The following is a 16,143-nucleotide window of genomic DNA, read 5'->3' as shown; positions in this document are numbered from 1 at the left end:
CCGGCGGATCGCCCGGTCAACCGGTCGCCCGGTATGCCAGCCGGTTTACAGCGGCGGGTACGCGTTCGTCATCAGCTGCTGGAACTGGGCGGAGAACCAGTGCCCGGACAGCGGGGCGTTCGGCAGAGCACCCGACATGCTGTTCCCGTTGCGGGCGTTGCCCGTGTACGTCGGGTCGCACATCCGGTCGAAGCCCTTGCCCTCGTCGTTGGCGATCGCCGAGCTGGAGCCGTCGGACTCACCCGGGGGCTTCATCCACACATAGGCGTCGATGCCGGTCGCCGGTGCGGCCTGCGGGCGTTCGCCGAGACCGGCACCGGACTGGTTGCACCAGTTGCCGACGTGGATACGGCGGTCGTAGCGGCCCCCGTCGACGTAGGTGTCGACGCTGGTCGTCGCGCCGGGACCGGTGGGCCGTGCGGTGCCGCCCCAGCCGTTGCGGGAGGTGTCGATCAGCATGCCGATCCCGGAGTTGAAGCCGACCGAGACGAGCTGGGTACGGAAGGCCTGGGCGTACGACAGCTCGTCGACGTAGCGGTTCCAGTCGACCCACTTGGACTGGCGGACGGAGGTGCCGTTCACCGTGTCGTTGATGGTGAAGTTGTTCTCCTTCAGCGCGCTGTAGTTGGCCGTGTTGGTGATGAAGCCGTGCACGTCGTCGACCGTGGCGCCCTCGGCCGTGGCGGCCTGCTTGAACAGGGTGGCCGAGGGGGCGAAGTTGTCGTCCCAGCCGAGCCAGCCGTGGTGTCCGGCGTCGATGTAGTTGTAGACGTTGGGGATCGCGCCCAGCTTGGCGAGCGCGTAGCCGACGCCCTTCACGTAGTTGCCGTTGGCGAGCATCGTGTCGCACGCGGCCGTGGCGGTGGCGCGGCTGCCCGTGTTGGTGACGAGGTTCGGCAGCGAGTCGATCTCGATGGTCGTGACGATGCGCAGACTCGCGTACTTCGAGTCGGCGAGGATCGCGGCGATCGGGTCGATGAACTGCGTCTTGTACTTGTCGATCTCCGTCGGGCCGAGCTCCCCGTTGGAGGCCAGCGCCGCGCAGTCACGTCCGGGCAGGTCGTACACGACGAGCTGGACGACCTCTTCGTTGCTGCCCTTCTGCGCCAGCGCCGCGTCGAGGTGGGCGCGCAGACCCATGCTGGTGCTCGTCCCGTTGATCGCGGCGATCCGGTCGAGCCACACACCGGTGGGCTGGCTGGAGATCCGGCTGCCCCCGGTCTCGGCGGCGGCCTTCGCGGACCACTCGGGGTTCACATACACCTTGGCCCCGGCATACGGGTTGTCGACCTTGCCGGACGGGTCGGTGCCGCCCCCGCCTCCCCCGCCGCCGCTTCCGTCATCGACGTTGCAGGTCACCCCGTCGAGGGTGAAGGTGGTCGGCAGCGCGTTGGTTCCGCTGTACGAGGCGTTGAAGCCGAAGCTGACCGAACCGCCGGTCGCCAGGGTTCCGTTGTAGGTCTCGTTGGCCGCGGTGACGTCCGTGCCGCTCTGGCTGATCTTCGCGTTCCAGCCCTGGGTGACCTTCTGGTTTCCGGCGTACGACCACTTCACCGCCCAAGCCGACTTGGCGGCGCTGTTGTTGGTGACGGTGACGGCGGCGGTGAAGCCGGTGTCCCACTGGTTCTGCACCTTGTAGTCGACGGTGCAGGGGATGGCGGCGATCGAGGCGTCCGGCGCGACGGCGGCGGCAGCGGTGCCGGTGGTCGTCGCGCCGCCGAGGAGGATCAGGCTCGCGAGTAACGCTGTTCTGGTACGGCTCATGAGTGCGGGTGTCCTATCCGTTGAGGGCGCGCAGGTGGTCGCGCAGCCCGATGCCATACGCCGTGGGCGTACCGTCGTAGTTGGAGATCAGGGAAGGACCCGAGGAGCAGTCCCACGTGTTCCAGGTCCAGCCGAGGTAGGAGAGCCCCCGGTCGTCGAACCACTTCATGACGGTGTCGACGAAGGAGTGGGAGCAGGTGTTCTCGCCGATCTCCCCCGCCACGAGCGGCACTTGGGCGGCCACCGGGGCGAGCGTCGAGTTCCAGCAGCTCTCACTCGCGCAGGTGTTGAAGTTGTAGACGTGGTACGCGGCGACGAGATTGCCCGTCGGATCACTGGGCTTGTACGTCAGCCACTGGCTCAGGTCGTTGGAGTACGCGAGCCCGCCGGCCAGGATCAGGTTCTTGGCGCCGGTGCCGCGTACCGCGTCGACCAGGTCCTGCATTCCGGCGACCTCGTAGGAGATGCCGGGGCAGGTGCCGCCGTCCCGCCAGCACTCCCACGCCTGGGTGGTCGTGGAGGTCGCGCGGTCCGGGTAGGGCTCGTTGAACAGGTCGAACGCGACGGCCGGGTCGTCCTTGAAGGTGCTGGCGACCGAGGCCCAGAAGGACGGGGTGTACTGGGCGTCCGGCATCGGCTTCTGACAGGTGGCGTGCACGTCGGAGCAGCCCGAGGAGTTGCCGGTGTACTGGCCGTACGACCAGTGCAGTTCGACGAGCGGCGTCATGCCGTGCGCCTCGACCTTGGCCACCAGGTCCTTGATGGCGGCGATGTAGTTGGCGCCGCCGTACTCCGCCTTGATGTTGGACAGGCCCAGCCAGCACTCCTCGTTCAGCGGAATGCGGACCGTGTTGGCCTTCCAGTCGGCGATCGCCTTGACGGAGGCGTCGTCGACCGGGCCGTCGAAGATGCCGTAGCCCTGGACGCACATGAACTCGCCGCCGGAGCGGTTGACGCCGAGCATCCGGCGCGTGGCACCGGTCGCGTCCACCAGCTTGTTGCCCAAGACATGCAGCTTCGGCGCCTCACCGGTGGCCGGCGGCTCGGTCGGTGTCGGTGTGGGCGTCGGCTCGGCGTCCACGTTGCAGGTCGTGCCGTTGAGCTTGAAGGCCGTCGGTACGGCGTTGCTGCCCGACCACGAGGCCAGGAATCCGGCGCTGACGCTCGCGCCGGTGGCCAGCGAGCCGTTCCAGCTCTCGTTGGCCGCGGTCACGGTCGTACCGGACTGGGACCACTTGGCACTCCAGCCCTGGGTGACCTTCTGGCCGCCGGCGAAATCGAAGGTGAGGCTCCAACTACTCACCGCTGCCATGTTGTTGGTGATTTTCACGGCGCCCTGGAAGCCGGTGTCCCACTGGCTGGTGACGGAGTACTCCACCGTGCACGCGGGTGTGGCCCCTGAAGCCGTGACGACCGGCGCGATCGCGGTGCCCACAAGGGCGACCGCGGCGCCGACCACTAAAAGTCCTAAACGCGGAGGGTGTCGCATGAGCGACTCCTTGCAGCTCGGTCGCGTCGTGACGGACGCGTCGACTGATGGAATCGCTCCCACTGGTGCGGATGAAGCTAGCGCCAAGTGTCAGTAAAGGACAGAGATGTTGCACTGTTGATCAATCGAATCATTTCGACTCTTCAAGCACCTTGACCCCTCACACCCCTCTCCCCAATATGGGAGCGCTCCCACTGGTTCAAGGCTTGTTGCTCCTCCCCCCATTGTCCGAGCCGCAAGGAGGAACCAGCACATGCACCCCAGCCCCAGAAGGAGACACCGCCGCACCGTACGGCGGCTGTGGACCGCTGTCGTGGCGGCCCTCGCGCTCCCGATCACGACACTGGCGACAGGTTCAACTCCCGCACAGGCAGCGACAGTTCAGTGCAGCGTCGACTACAAGACCAATGACTGGGGCTCCGGCTTCACCACCGACGTCACGATCACCAACCGGGGTAGCGACGCCATCAGCGGCTGGACCCTGACGTACGACTACACGGGCAACCAGACCCTCACCAACGGCTGGAACGGCACCTGGTCCCAGTCCGGCAAGACGGTCACCGTGAAGAACGCGTCCTGGAACGGGACGATCGCCGCCGGGGCCGCCGTCACCGCCGGCGGCCAGTTCACCTACAGCGGCACCAACACCGCACCGGCGTCCTTCGCGGTCAACGGCACCACCTGCACCGGCGCACACCAGCCGCCGGTCACCGTGCTGACCAGCCCCACCGCGGGCGCGGTCTACACGCAGGGCGACGCGATCCCGCTGGCCGCGACCGCCGCTGCCGCCGACAGCGCGACCATCAGCAAGGTCGAGTTCTACGACGACACGACACTGCTGGGCACGGACACCAGCTCCCCGTACACGCTGTCGGTCAATAGCTTGACCGTGGGCAGTCATTCGCTGGTGGCGAAGGCGTACGACAGCCTGGGCGCGTCCGCGGACTCCACGCCGGTCGGCATCACGGTCGCCTCGGGTCCCGCCGTGGTGGCCTCACCGACCCAACTCGGCGTCCAGCAGGGCAAGACGGGAACCTTCGACCTGAAGCTGTCGACGCAGCCGTCGGCGAACGTGACGGTGTCGACCGCTCGCACGGACGGCAACACAGGCCTGTCCGTCACGGGTGGCTCCTCGCTCACCTTCACCCCGTCCAACTGGAACACGGCGCAGACGGTGACCGTCACCGCCGATGCCTCCGGCACCGGATCGGCGACCTTCACGGCCTCCGCGACCGGTTTCACCAAGGCGACGGTCACCGTGACGGAGCTGGCCGCGTCGAAGGCGTACGACGCCCGTTTCCTGGACCTCTACGGCAAGATCACCAACCCGGCGAACGGCTACTTCTCCCCCGAGGGCATCCCCTACCACTCGGTGGAGACACTGATCGTCGAGGCGCCCGACCAGGGTCATGAGACGACGTCGGAGGCGTACAGCTATCTGATCTGGCTGCAGGCCATGTACGGGAAGGTCACCGGCGACTGGTCGAAGTTCAACGCCGCGTGGACGACCATGGAGACGTACATGATCCCCACCCACGCCGACCAGCCGACGAACTCCTTCTACAACGCCTCGAAGCCCGCGACCTACGCGCCGGAGCTGGACACTCCGAACGAGTACCCGGCGAAGCTCGACACGAGCGTCTCCGTCGGCTCGGACCCGATCGCGGGTGAGCTGAAGAGTGCGTACGGCACGGACGACGTGTACGGCATGCACTGGCTCCAGGACGTCGACAACACGTACGGGTACGGCAACGCTCCGGGCAAGTGCGAGGCGGGTCCGACCGACACCGGCCCCTCGTACATCAACACCTTCCAGCGCGGCGCGCAGGAGTCGGTGTGGGAGACGGTTCCGCAGCCGACCTGTGACTCCTTCAAGTACGGCGGCACGAACGGGTACTTGGACCTCTTCACCGGGGACTCCTCGTACGCCAAGCAGTGGAAGTACACCGACGCTCCCGACGCCGACGCGCGGGCCGTGCAGGCCGCGTACTGGGCCGACGTCTGGGCCAAGGCCCAGGGCAAGGGCAGTGATGTGTCGACGACCGTCGGCAAGGCGGCGAAGATGGGCGATTATCTGCGCTACGCCATGTACGACAAGTACTTCAAGAAGATAGGCAACTGCGTCGGCCCGTCGACCTGCGCGGCCGGCACCGGCAAGGACGCCTCCTCCTATCTGCTCTCCTGGTACTACGCCTGGGGCGGCGCCAACGACACCTCGGCGGGCTGGGCCTGGCGCATCGGATCCAGCCACGTCCACGGCGGCTATCAGAACCCCCTGGCGGCGTACGCGCTCAGCACGAACGCCGACCTGAAGCCCAAGTCCTCGACGGGCGCGGCGGACTGGGGAACCTCCCTCACCCGGCAGCTGGAGTTCTACCGCTGGCTCCAGTCGAACGAGGGCGCCATCGCGGGCGGTGCCACCAACAGCTGGGCGGGCCGTTACGCGACGCCGCCCACCGGGACGCCGACCTTCTACGGCATGTACTACGACCAGCAGCCGGTGTACCACGACCCGCCGTCCAACCAGTGGTTCGGCTTCCAGGCGTGGTCCATGGAGCGGGTCGCCGAGTACTACCAGCAGACGGGGAACGCGAGCGCGAAGGCGGTCCTCGACAAGTGGGTCTCCTGGGCGCTGTCCAAGACCACGATCAACCCGGACGGCACCTACCAGATCCCCTCCACCCTCCAGTGGTCCGGCGCGCCCGACACCTGGAACGCGTCAAGTCCCGGCGCCAACAGCGGACTTCACGTGACCGTCGCCGACTACACGAACGACGTCGGTGTGGCGGCCGCGTACGCGAAGACCCTGTCGTACTACGCCGCCAAGTCCGGCAACGCGCAGGCGAAGACGACGGCGAAGGCACTGCTCGACGGCATGTGGAGCAACTACCAGGACGGCCTCGGTATCGCCGTCCCGGAGACCCGCGCCGACTACAACCGCTTCGACGACAGCGTGTACGTGCCGAGCGGCTGGAGCGGCACGATGCCGAACGGCGACACGATCAACTCCTCCTCGACCTTCACCTCGCTCCGGTCCTTCTACAAGAACGACCCGGCCTGGTCGAAGATCGAGAGCTATCTGGCGGGCGGGGCCGCGCCCTCCTTCACGTACCACCGGTTCTGGGCCCAGGCGGACATAGCCCTCGCCATGGGCTCGTACGCGGAGCTTCTCGAATAACCCCGCCAAGCGCTCCGCGGGTTGGGCGGCACTTTAGCTGCGGGCCGGTTGTGGCTGGTCGCGCCCACGCGGCGGAGCCACAGATCGATGCAGCCCCGCGCCCCTATCGGGGCGCGGTTGCTCGCCGCGCATCCTCGGAACCGCTTGAAAGCTCCGCGTGCGTGGCCTCGTCACCTGACGACGGGGCCGACCGGCCGGGCGGTCCCCACCCGCACTGGGGGCCGCCCGGTCCTCATGCCCTCCTTCAGAGAGGACCCCCACCGTGCGAAGAACCCGCATCCTCACGGCCGTGCTCGCGCTGGCCGCCGGTCTCCTGGCCGGCACCCCGCCCGCCCTGGCCGCGAGCACCCCCAAGGCGACGACGACCCTCGCCGCCGACACGTACACCTGGAACAACGCCCGGATCGACGGAGGCGGCTTCGTCCCCGGCATCGTCTTCAACCGTTCCGAGAAGAACCTCGCGTACGCCCGCACGGACATCGGCGGCGCCTATCGCTGGGTGGAGTCGAGCAAGACCTGGACGCCGCTGCTCGACTCGGTCGGCTTCGCCGACTGGGGCCACACCGGCGTCGTCAGCCTCGCCTCGGACTCCGTCGACCCGAACAAGGTGTACGCGGCGGTCGGCACGTACACCAACAGCTGGGACCCGACGAACGGCGCCGTGCTCCGGTCCTCCGACCGGGGCGCGAGCTGGCAGAAGGCCGACCTGCCCTTCAAGCTGGGCGGCAACATGCCGGGGCGTGGCATGGGCGAGCGGCTGGCCGTGGACCCCAACAAGAACAGCGTGCTGTATCTCGGCGCACCCAGCGGCAAGGGCCTGTGGCGTTCGACGGACTCGGGCGCGAGCTGGTCGCAGGTCACCAACTTCCCCAACGTCGGTAACTACGTACAGGATTCGACCGACACCAGCGGCTACGCCTCCGACAACCAGGGCATCGTCTGGGTCACCTTCGACGAGTCGACCGGTACGTCGGGAAGCGCGACGCAGACCGTCTACGTCGGGGTCGCCGACAAGGACAACGCGGTCTACCGCTCGACGGACGGGGGCGCCACCTGGTCCCGGCTCGCGGGCCAGCCCACCGGCTATCTCGCCCACAAGGGTGTCCTCGACGCCGCCAACGGCTATCTCTATCTCGCCTACAGCGACAAGGGCGGCCCGTACGACGGTGGCAAGGGCCAGCTGTGGCGGTACGCGACCAAGACGGGCACCTGGACGAACATCAGCCCGGTCGCGGAGGCCGATACCTACTACGGCTTCAGCGGGCTGACCGTGGACCGGCAGCATCCGGGCACGGTGATGGCGACGGCGTACAGCTCCTGGTGGCCGGACACGCAGATCTTCCGCTCCACGGACAGCGGCTCCACCTGGACGAAGGCCTGGGACTACACCTCGTACCCGAACCGTTCGAACCGCTACACGATGGACGTGTCGTCCGTGCCCTGGCTGACGTTCGGCGCGAACCCCTCGCTTCCCGAGCAGACGCCCAAACTCGGCTGGATGACCGAGGGGCTGGAGATCGATCCGTTCAACTCCGCCCGGATGATGTACGGGACGGGCGCGACGGTCTTCGGCACCGAGAACCTCACCAACTGGGACAGCGGAAGCCAGTTCACCATCAAGCCGATGGTCCAGGGCCTGGAGGAGACGGCCGTCAACGACCTCGCCTCTCCCCCGTCGGGCGCCCCACTGCTCAGCGCGCTCGGTGACATCGGCGGCTTCCGGCACACGGACCTCACCAAGGTGCCGTCGATGATGTACACCTCGCCGAACCTCACCAGCACGACGAGCCTCGACTACGCCGAAACCAGCCCGAACACGGTGGTACGGGTCGGCAACCTCGACTCGGGCCCGCACATCGGCTTCTCGACGGACAACGGCGCCAACTGGTTCGCGGGCACCGACCCTTCGGGCGTCACCGGCGGCGGAACGGTCGCCGCGGCCTCGGACGGCAGCCGCTTCGTGTGGAGCCCGGCCGGCACCGGCGTGCAGTACACGACCGGGTTCGGTACCTCGTGGTCGGCGGCCGGCGGTATCCCGTCCGGGGCGATCGTGGAGTCGGACCGGGTCGACCCGAAGACCTTCTACGGGTTCAAGTCCGGGAAGTTCTACGTCAGTTCGGACGGCGGCGCGACCTTCACGGCGTCAGCTGCCACCGGCCTGCCCAGCGGTGACAGCGTGCGCTTCAAGGCGCTGCCCGGCACGAAGGGCGATGTGTGGCTGGCGGGCGGCGCGAGCGACGGCGCGTACGGGCTGTGGCACTCGACGGACGGCGGCGCGAGCTTCACCAAACTGTCGAACGTCGACCAGGCCGACACCATCGGTTTCGGCAAGGCGGCGACGGGAGCCTCGTACCAGACGCTCTACACCAGCGCGAAGATCGGCGGCGTACGCGGCATCTTCCGGTCCACCGACAAGGGCGCGAGCTGGACCCGCATCAACGACGACGCCCACCAGTGGGGCTGGACGGGCGCGGCGATCACCGGTGACCCGCGGGTCTACGGGCGGGTGTACATCGCGACCAACGGGCGCGGGATCATCTACGGCGACAGCTCCGACAGCAGTGGCGGAGGCGGGGGCGGCACCGATCCGACACCGACGCCGACGGGCGCCTGCTCGGTGACGTACAAGATCACGAACCAGTGGTCGGGCGGCTTCCAGGCGGATGTGGCGCTCACCAACACAGGATCCAGCGCCTGGAGCGGCTGGTCGCTCGGCTGGACCTTCCCGGACGGCCAGAAGATCACCCAGTTGTGGAACGCCGACTACACGCAGACCGATGCCGCGGTGACGGCGAAGAACCTCAGCTGGAACGCGAACGTGGCGGCGGGATCGTCGGTGAGCTTCGGGTTCACGGGGAGCTGGTCCGGCACCAACAGCAAGCCGGCCACCTTCAAACTGGGCGATCAGACCTGCACGGTCGTCTGACCCGGTGGTGGGTGCGTGCCCCGGCGGGGGCACGCACCCACCGTCGTTCACGGCGTGTAGACGCTCGGGCGCGGTGCCGTCGCCATCCCGTCACCGATGAAGAAGCTCGGGTGCGGGGGCTGGTTGTACGCAGTATTTTGCCAGGCCAGGGCCGTTCGGTACTGGGTGTCGTGCAGCAGGGTCGTGATCTTCGTGGTCGTCTCGTACGGCGTGGAGTAGATGCGCAGCGCCGTGTTGTCGGTCGTCGGCCAGACGACCTCCTCGCGCCAGTCGCCGAAGAGGTCGCCGGAGAGCGACGGGGTGGCCTTGGTGCTGTTGTTGGAGTGGACGGACGCGCCCGTCAGCAGGCGGGTGTCCGCGGAGGTGCCGTACTTGTCGATGTGGGTGTCGTCGAGGAGTTCGCGGACCGTGTCGCCGTCCCACCAGGACAGGAAGTTGGTGCTCCCGGGCTTGCGGCTCGCCACCACGTTTCCCTGCGGATCGCGTACGCCGTCGGCGTGCGAGGACCATGACTCGGCCCCGGCGCTGCCCGCCCAGATGTCCCCGGCCACGCCCCGGCCGTTGTCGCCGTTGGCCGCCGTGGACCACAGGATCGCGCCGGTCTTCGCGTCCGCCATCCACGACGCCGGCTTCGAGGAGTCCTCGTCGACCTTGAACTCCTCAAGGCCCGCGCGGGACGGGTCGAGGTCGCCGACGTGCATGGCGTCACCGTGCCCGTTCTTGGTGGTCCACAGGCCGCTGCCGTTGTCGTCCACGGCCATCGAGCCGTACACGATCTCGTCCTTGCCGTCCCCGTCGACGTCCGCGACCGACAGCTGGTGATTGCCCTGGCCGTCGTACCCCTTGCCGCTGTTGGTCGAGGAGTTGGTGTCGAAGGTCCAGCGCCGGGTGAAGGCGCCGTTCCGCCAGTCCCAGGCGGCGATGACGGTCCGGGTGTAGTAGCCGCGCGCCATGATCAGGGACGGCCGGGCTCCGTCCAGGTAGGCGGTTCCGGCGAGGAACCGGTCGACGCGGTTGCCGTACGAGTCGCCCCAGGAGGAGACCGTGCCGCGCGCCGGGACGTAGTCGACGGTGCCCATGGCGGCGCCCGTCCGACCGTTGAACATGGTCAGGTACTCGGGCCCGGAGAGGACGTATCCACTGCTGTTGCGGTAGTCCGCGGACGAGCTGCCGATGACCGTGCCCTGGCCGTCCGTCGTCCCGTCGGCCGTCTTCATGGCGACCTCGGCCTTGCCGTCGCCGTCGTAGTCGTACACCTGGAACTGGGTGTAGTGCGCCCCTGAGCGGATGTTCCTGCCCAGGTCGATATGCCACAGGCGGGTGCCGTCGAGCTTGATGCCGTCGATGATCGTGTCGCCGGTGTAGCCGGACTGGGAGTTGTCCTTGGCGTTGGTGGGCTGCCACTTGAGGACGAAGTCGAGCTGGCCGTCGCCGTCGAGGTCGCCGACGGAGGCGTCGTTGGCCTCGTAGGTGTACGCGACTCCGTCGGGGGTGGTGCCGCCCGCGGGCGGGGTGATGGGCACGTCCTTGTAGCCCGTACGGAACTGGATGGCGTGCACCGAGTCGGCCTGCTCGACGCCGCCCACGATCGCGCGGACCGTGTAGTCGGCCTGGGCGGGCGCGCCGGAGTGGAAGTAGTTCGTCGAGCCGGTGATGGGGGTCGAGTTGACCTTCGTCCCGGCGCGGTAGACGTTGAACGACACGTCATTCGGATCGGTGCCGAGCCAGCGCCAGCTGACCAGGTTGCCGCTGTCGGTGTGGACGCTGACGACGCCCCGGTCGAGGGCCTCGACCTGGCGGGCGGTGGCCGCCTGGGCCGAACCGGTGCCGAGGGCGGTGAGTCCGGCGGCGATGAGTGCCGCGGTGGCCGCCATGGCCGAGCCGATCGCGCGTCTGCGGTGCTGCCTGTGCGGGTGCTGCCTGTGCGGGTGCTGCACGGTGGGGTACCTCCTGAGAGGACAGACGGATTCTGTTCCCTCAGTTGCCTCTGTTCGCAAGGGAGTTGCCGGGTAGCACCAACGAGCCGTGGTTCCCCACCTCAACCAACCTATTTTCGGACGTAATTGCGTTCCCGCCCCGTGCCGCTCCGCCGCGCTCTCCGGTACAGCACTCGTACAGGCCTAGGGGGAACCATGAGCGAGAACGGCGAGAACGTATTCACGCACGGGCCGATTCCACGGGTGCCGGTCACCGATCCCACGCTGGGGGTCGAGGTCCGTCCGACGTGGACCGGACGGCCCCGCCACCGGCTGGTCTCCGTCGGCGATTCACTCACCCAGGGATTCCAGAGCGCGGCGGTCTTCCACACCGATGTCTCGTATCCCGCGATCATCGCCCACGAGCTGGGGTGGAGCGAGCACTTCCGATACCCCTCCTACAACGGGTTCGGAGGGCTCCCCTTCAATCTGGAGCTGTTCCTACGCGAACTGGAGGCGCGCTACGGCCGGGACCTGGACTGGTGGGAGACGGCGCCCGCGCTGTTCCACGCCCGCCGGTTCATGGACAAGGTGGAGGACTACTGGGAGCGCGGAGCGGGTACCGCCGTGCCCAGTACCACCGCCATCAACCACAACCTCGCGGTCTTCGGCTGGGATCTGCGGGACGCGCTGGACCGGTCGGCCGACGTGTGCCGCAAGCGGATCTCCACCCCCAAGGACAACCTGGTGCACCAGATCGTGGAGCACGCCGACGACCGCGCCGCACTGCGCGTCCTGCCGACCGAGCCGCCGGAGGCCGCGAACCTGAGCCAGCTGGACGCGGCCGCCCGGCTCGGCGACGAGGTCGGCGCGACGGACCCGGCGCACGGGATCGAGACACTCATCGTGTTCCTCGGCCCCAACAACGCGCTGCGCTCGGTGGTGGATCTGCGGGTGGTGTGGAGCGACGACGGCTACGACGACCCGCAGCGCAAGGGCGCCTTCACCGTCTGGAGGCCCGAGCACTTCGCCGCCGAGCTCCGCCAAGTGGCCCTGGAAGTACGCGAGATCAAGGCGCGGCACGTGATCTGGTGCACCGTCCCGCATGTCACGATCGCACCCATCGCCCGAGGTGTCGCCGCCAAGACCGCACCCGGATCGGCCTACTTCCCGTACTACACCCGCCCGTGGATCAGCGACCGCGACTTCGACCCCCGCCAGGACCCCCACCTCACCGCCGAGCAGGCGCGTGCCGTCGACGGTGCCGTCGACCAGTACAACTACGCGATCACCGCGGAGGTCCGCGGCGCCCGTGACGACGGCAAGGACTGGTATCTGCTGGACACCGCGGGCCTTCTCGACCGGCTCGGCTCGCGCCGGTACATCGAGGATCCGCAGGCCCGCCCCGACTGGTGGCAGCCCTACCCGATGCCCCCGCAGCTGGGTGCGCTCACCCCGGTCCCCAACAGCCGCTTCCTCGCCAGTGACGGGACGCGCCGCACAAACGGAGGCCTGTTCTCCCTGGACGGCGTCCACCCCACGACCGTCGGGTACGGCATCCTCGCCCAGGAACTGATCAACGTCATGCGGCGGGCGGGGGTCGAGTTCTTCCCGCCCCACAGTTCCACGCCGCGCCCCGACCCGGTGCTCGTGGACTTCGGACGCCTCATCCGCCACGACACCCTCATCAACCGCCCACCGGGGAACCTCACTTCAAGTCTCGGCCTGCTCGGCTGGGCGGACGAGAAGCTGGACCTCCTGCACCGCGCCCTGCACTTCACCATCTGACCCGCGGCCCTGGCGGACCTGGCGTCACGCGTACCGCGACGCCAGCTCCGCGACCGTCGCGGCGATCCGCTCCCGCAGCTCGGCCGGTTCGAGGACCTCGATGTCGGTGCCGAGGCGGAGGAAGTCGTGATGGGCGTGGTCCACGGACTCGATGGGGATGGTCGCGAGCGTCCAACCGTCCTTGTCCGTACGCCCGTTGACCGCCACCGCGTGTGCGGCGGGGCCGCTCAGCCGGGCTGCCGGTACTCCCGGCGCGAGTCGGACCACCGCCTCCGCGCGGTGCAGCCGCTCATGGAAGTCCCTCTGGTACGCGGACCAGAACGCGGCGAGGTCGAAGCCCTCGGGGCGGACGAACTCCTCTTCGGAAGCGGCGAGTTCGAGGATCTGGTCGACGCGGAACGTACGCGGCCCCGGCCCCGCGACGACATACCAGCGGCCCGCCTTCAGGACCAGGCCGTACGGTTCCAGGCGGCGCTCCACATCGGTGGGCTCACGCCAGCGGCGGTACCGGATGTGCAGGACGCGGCGGTTCCAGACGGCGTCGGCGACGGCGGGCAGATATGGGGTCTCGTCGGCGTCCGCGTACCAGCCGGGCGCGTCCAGGTGGAAGCGGCCGCTGATCCGGTCGGCGTGCTCGCGCAGCTCGCTCGGGAGGGCCGCGCGCACCTTGAGCTGGGCGGCGGCGAGGACCGAGCCGAGGCCCAGCTCGGCGGCGGGACCGGGGACGCCCGCGAGGAAGAGGGCCTCGGCCTCGTCGGTGGTGAGGCCGGTGAGGCGGGTGCGGTAGCCGTCCAGGAGGCGGTAGCCGCCCGCGTGGCCCGCGTCGCCGTACAGCGGGACGCCGGCCGCGCTCAGCGCCTCGACATCCCGGTAGACCGTGCGCACCGAGACCTCCAGCTCCTCGGCGAGCTGGGCGGCGGTCATACGGCCGCGGGTCTGGAGGAGCAGGAGGACCGAGACGAGCCGCGCGGATTTCACCTCACCAGAATCCCAGATCCGACGGACTTCGCTGACAGAAGGTGTCAGTGAAGTCCGCCTAGCTTCCCCTCATGGCCTTCACGGAGAAACTCCTGACCGTGCCGCCGCCGATCGAGGTGGCGGGACGGCGGATCAAGCGCTACCACGTCACCGCCGACGCGGCGGGCATCGCGCCCGACGTGGAGCGGGCGGCGTACGCGATGCTGCCGAAGCTGCTCCCCGAGCCGGACGGCACGCCGCCGGCGACCTTCGTCGTGCTGCACCGGGGCGGCGACGACGGCGCGTACCTCAACGCGTACAGCTGGGTGTGGGACAACGTCCTGCACTTCCGGGGCGCGTCGGCGGGCCAGCCGGTACTCGGCTGCCCCGACCGCGATCCGACGCACTTCATCACACCGGACCTGCCGTGGATCGGCTGCGTCTGGGAGCTGCCGCCGATCCTGCACGAACGCGACGCCTGGGTGCGGCACATGCTCGCGCCGGACACCCCCGACCTCGACGCCTACCTCACCGACTCCCTCCCCGAGGGCACGACTGGAGACCGCACATGAGCACCGCGCACGACTTCGACTTCTTCCACGGCGAGTGGGACGTCCACCACCGCCGGCTGACCGACTTCCTCGACGCCGGCAGCGGCTGGGAGGAGTTCTCGGCCACGAGCCGCTGCTGGAGCCTGTTCGACGGGGCCGCGAACGTCGACGAGCTGGACGTACCGAGTCAGGGCTGGAAGGGGCTCACCCTGCGGCTCTTCGACCCCGCGGCGGGCGCGTGGTCGCTGAACTGGTCGTCCAGCCGCAGCGGCAGGCTGTTCCCGCCGGTGATCGGCCGGTTCGGGCCCGACGGGCGGGGTGAGTTCCACGGGGACGACACCCACGACGGGAAGGATGTGCGGGTGCGGTTCGTGTGGTCGGGGATCTCGGCGACCACGGCCCGCTGGGAGCAGGCGTTCTCCGTGGACGGGGAGAGGACCTGGGTGACCAACTGGGTCATGGAGTTCACGCGGCCTTCCGGAACGCCCGTAGCGTGAACTCGGGGTCCGGGCGCGGTGCGTCCGGGTCCGGCAGCGCCTCGATGCGCTCGGCGAGCGCGGTACCGCCCGCCGCGTAGATCTCGCCGTCCCGGACGTAGCGGGCCAGGCGGCGTGGGATCCGCCCCTGGCCGTGGCCCCGGAAGCGAGCCGTACCACTGGGGAGCAGACCGTGTTCGGCGGCGTACGCCGTGATGAGCGAGGTCTCGTCCGTGGCGCGCTGCCCGCGGTACGGCGCGGCCAGTGCGTCGATGTCGCTGCCCACGTGGTGGGCGGCGTTCTTGTCGACGGTGGTGACGAGGACGCCGCCGGGGCGCAGGACGCGGGCGGCCTCGGCGACGACGGGGGCAGCGTCGTCCAGCAGGTGCAGCAGCCAGATGACCGAGACGGCGTCGAACGAGCCGTCCCCGAAGGGGAGTTGACGGGAGTCGGCGCGGACGACGGCACCCGGGAGACGCGCCGCCGCCACCCGCGCCATGCCGTGCGCCGCGTCGGCTGCCGTCACCCGCAGCCCCGGCCGTCCGGCCGCGAGGCGCCGCGTCACGATCCCGGTGCCGCAGGCGATGTCCAGCAGGCCGCGGGCGCTCTCGGGGACGAGGCCGAGCACGGCGTCGGCGGCCGCGGCGGCCCGGGGTTCACCGCCCCGGGTCGCGTCGTACGCGTCGGCTTCCTTGTCGTAGTCCAGCACGTGGGTCAGCGTGCCCCGTGTCCCGGGGCGAGTTCCTCCACCTTGCGGGCGAGATTGAAGTCGAGTTCGGTGATGGCGCCGCCGATGCTGTGCGTGTTCACCGTGAGGGAGACGGTGTTGTAGCCGAGCGTGAGGTCCGAGTGGTGGTCCAGTTTCTCCTGGACCTGGGCGATGTGGACGACCATCGCGGTCGCCGCGAAGTGTGAGCCGAGCCGGTAGGAGCGGGCGAGCCGGTCGCCGTCCACCGACCAGCCCGGCAGCTCCGCGAGCCGGTCCTCGATCTCCTTCTGCGACAACGGTTCGACGGCCATGACCTCGCTCCTTTCGTCCGGTGGGGATGCGCGTGGCGATACGGGTGGGGCTGTTCCTCAGCGTCCCACAGTCCCTGC

General features: G+C 69.0%; 11 protein-coding genes. 5 read left to right on the top strand and 6 right to left on the bottom strand.

All coding sequences use genetic code 11. The annotated features are described in order from the left end of the window. Positions 1-45: 45 nt before the first annotated feature. Both AB5J50_RS42215 and AB5J50_RS42210 read right to left on the bottom strand, forming a co-directional pair. Positions 46-1,764 carry a glycoside hydrolase family 6 protein gene (locus AB5J50_RS42215; RefSeq protein ID WP_369263890.1) on the bottom strand — a complete coding sequence of 573 codons (1,719 nt, stop codon included), beginning with the start codon at positions 1,762-1,764 and terminating at the stop codon, positions 46-48. 13 nt (positions 1,765-1,777) lie between these two features. Beyond that, positions 1,778-3,253 carry a cellulose binding domain-containing protein gene (locus AB5J50_RS42210; protein WP_369263889.1) on the bottom strand — a complete coding sequence of 492 codons (1,476 nt, stop codon included), beginning with the start codon at positions 3,251-3,253 and terminating at the stop codon, positions 1,778-1,780. Between the two features lie 253 nt (positions 3,254-3,506). Between AB5J50_RS42210 and AB5J50_RS42205 the strand changes: the two genes are divergently transcribed. Beyond that, positions 3,507-6,431, top strand: a complete 2,925-nt coding sequence (locus tag AB5J50_RS42205; RefSeq protein ID WP_369263888.1) for a glycoside hydrolase family 48 protein — start codon at positions 3,507-3,509, stop codon at positions 6,429-6,431. 262 nt (positions 6,432-6,693) lie between these two features. Next, entirely contained in the window at positions 6,694-9,357 is a 2,664-nt protein-coding gene (locus AB5J50_RS42200) for a cellulose binding domain-containing protein (protein ID WP_369263887.1), read from the top strand. 47 nt (positions 9,358-9,404) lie between these two features. Here the strand turns inward: AB5J50_RS42200 and AB5J50_RS42195 are convergent, their stop codons facing one another. Then, complete coding sequence (locus AB5J50_RS42195) at positions 9,405-11,231, bottom strand: rhamnogalacturonan lyase (RefSeq protein WP_369265663.1); 1,827 nt, start codon at positions 11,229-11,231, stop codon at positions 9,405-9,407. Between the two features lie 258 nt (positions 11,232-11,489). Between AB5J50_RS42195 and AB5J50_RS42190 the strand changes: the two genes are divergently transcribed. Further along, entirely contained in the window at positions 11,490-13,061 is a 1,572-nt protein-coding gene (locus AB5J50_RS42190) for a hypothetical protein (RefSeq protein WP_369263886.1), read from the top strand. 24 nt (positions 13,062-13,085) lie between these two features. Here AB5J50_RS42190 and AB5J50_RS42185 read toward each other — a convergent pair whose 3' ends face one another. Beyond that, positions 13,086-14,039, bottom strand: coding sequence for a helix-turn-helix transcriptional regulator (locus AB5J50_RS42185; RefSeq protein ID WP_369263885.1), 954 nt, complete (start codon positions 14,037-14,039; stop codon positions 13,086-13,088). 71 nt (positions 14,040-14,110) lie between these two features. On the opposite strand from AB5J50_RS42185, the gene AB5J50_RS42180 reads away from it, so the two are divergent. Further along, positions 14,111-14,590: a hypothetical protein gene (locus AB5J50_RS42180; protein ID WP_369263884.1), complete on the top strand. Its 480-nt coding sequence runs from the start codon at positions 14,111-14,113 to the stop codon at positions 14,588-14,590. Next, complete coding sequence (locus tag AB5J50_RS42175) at positions 14,587-15,066, top strand: hypothetical protein (protein WP_369263883.1); 480 nt, start codon at positions 14,587-14,589, stop codon at positions 15,064-15,066. The genes AB5J50_RS42180 and AB5J50_RS42175 overlap by 4 nt, the downstream gene beginning before the upstream one ends. On the opposite strand, the gene AB5J50_RS42170 is transcribed toward AB5J50_RS42175, so the two are convergent. Together AB5J50_RS42170 and AB5J50_RS42165 are read right to left on the bottom strand one after the other, a co-directional pair. Then, positions 15,035-15,754: a class I SAM-dependent methyltransferase gene (locus tag AB5J50_RS42170; protein ID WP_369263882.1), complete on the bottom strand. Its 720-nt coding sequence runs from the start codon at positions 15,752-15,754 to the stop codon at positions 15,035-15,037. The genes AB5J50_RS42175 and AB5J50_RS42170 overlap by 32 nt on opposite strands. A gap of 5 nt (positions 15,755-15,759) precedes the next feature. Then, positions 15,760-16,065: a 4a-hydroxytetrahydrobiopterin dehydratase gene (locus tag AB5J50_RS42165; RefSeq protein ID WP_327433295.1), complete on the bottom strand. Its 306-nt coding sequence runs from the start codon at positions 16,063-16,065 to the stop codon at positions 15,760-15,762. Positions 16,066-16,143 lie beyond the last annotated feature (78 nt).

The organism is Streptomyces sp. R35 (assembly GCF_041053035.1).
Classification (GTDB): domain Bacteria; phylum Actinomycetota; class Actinomycetes; order Streptomycetales; family Streptomycetaceae; genus Streptomyces; species Streptomyces lutosisoli.
Note: the sequence above shows the minus strand (reverse complement) of the source record. Positions and strands in the feature narration are given on the sequence as shown.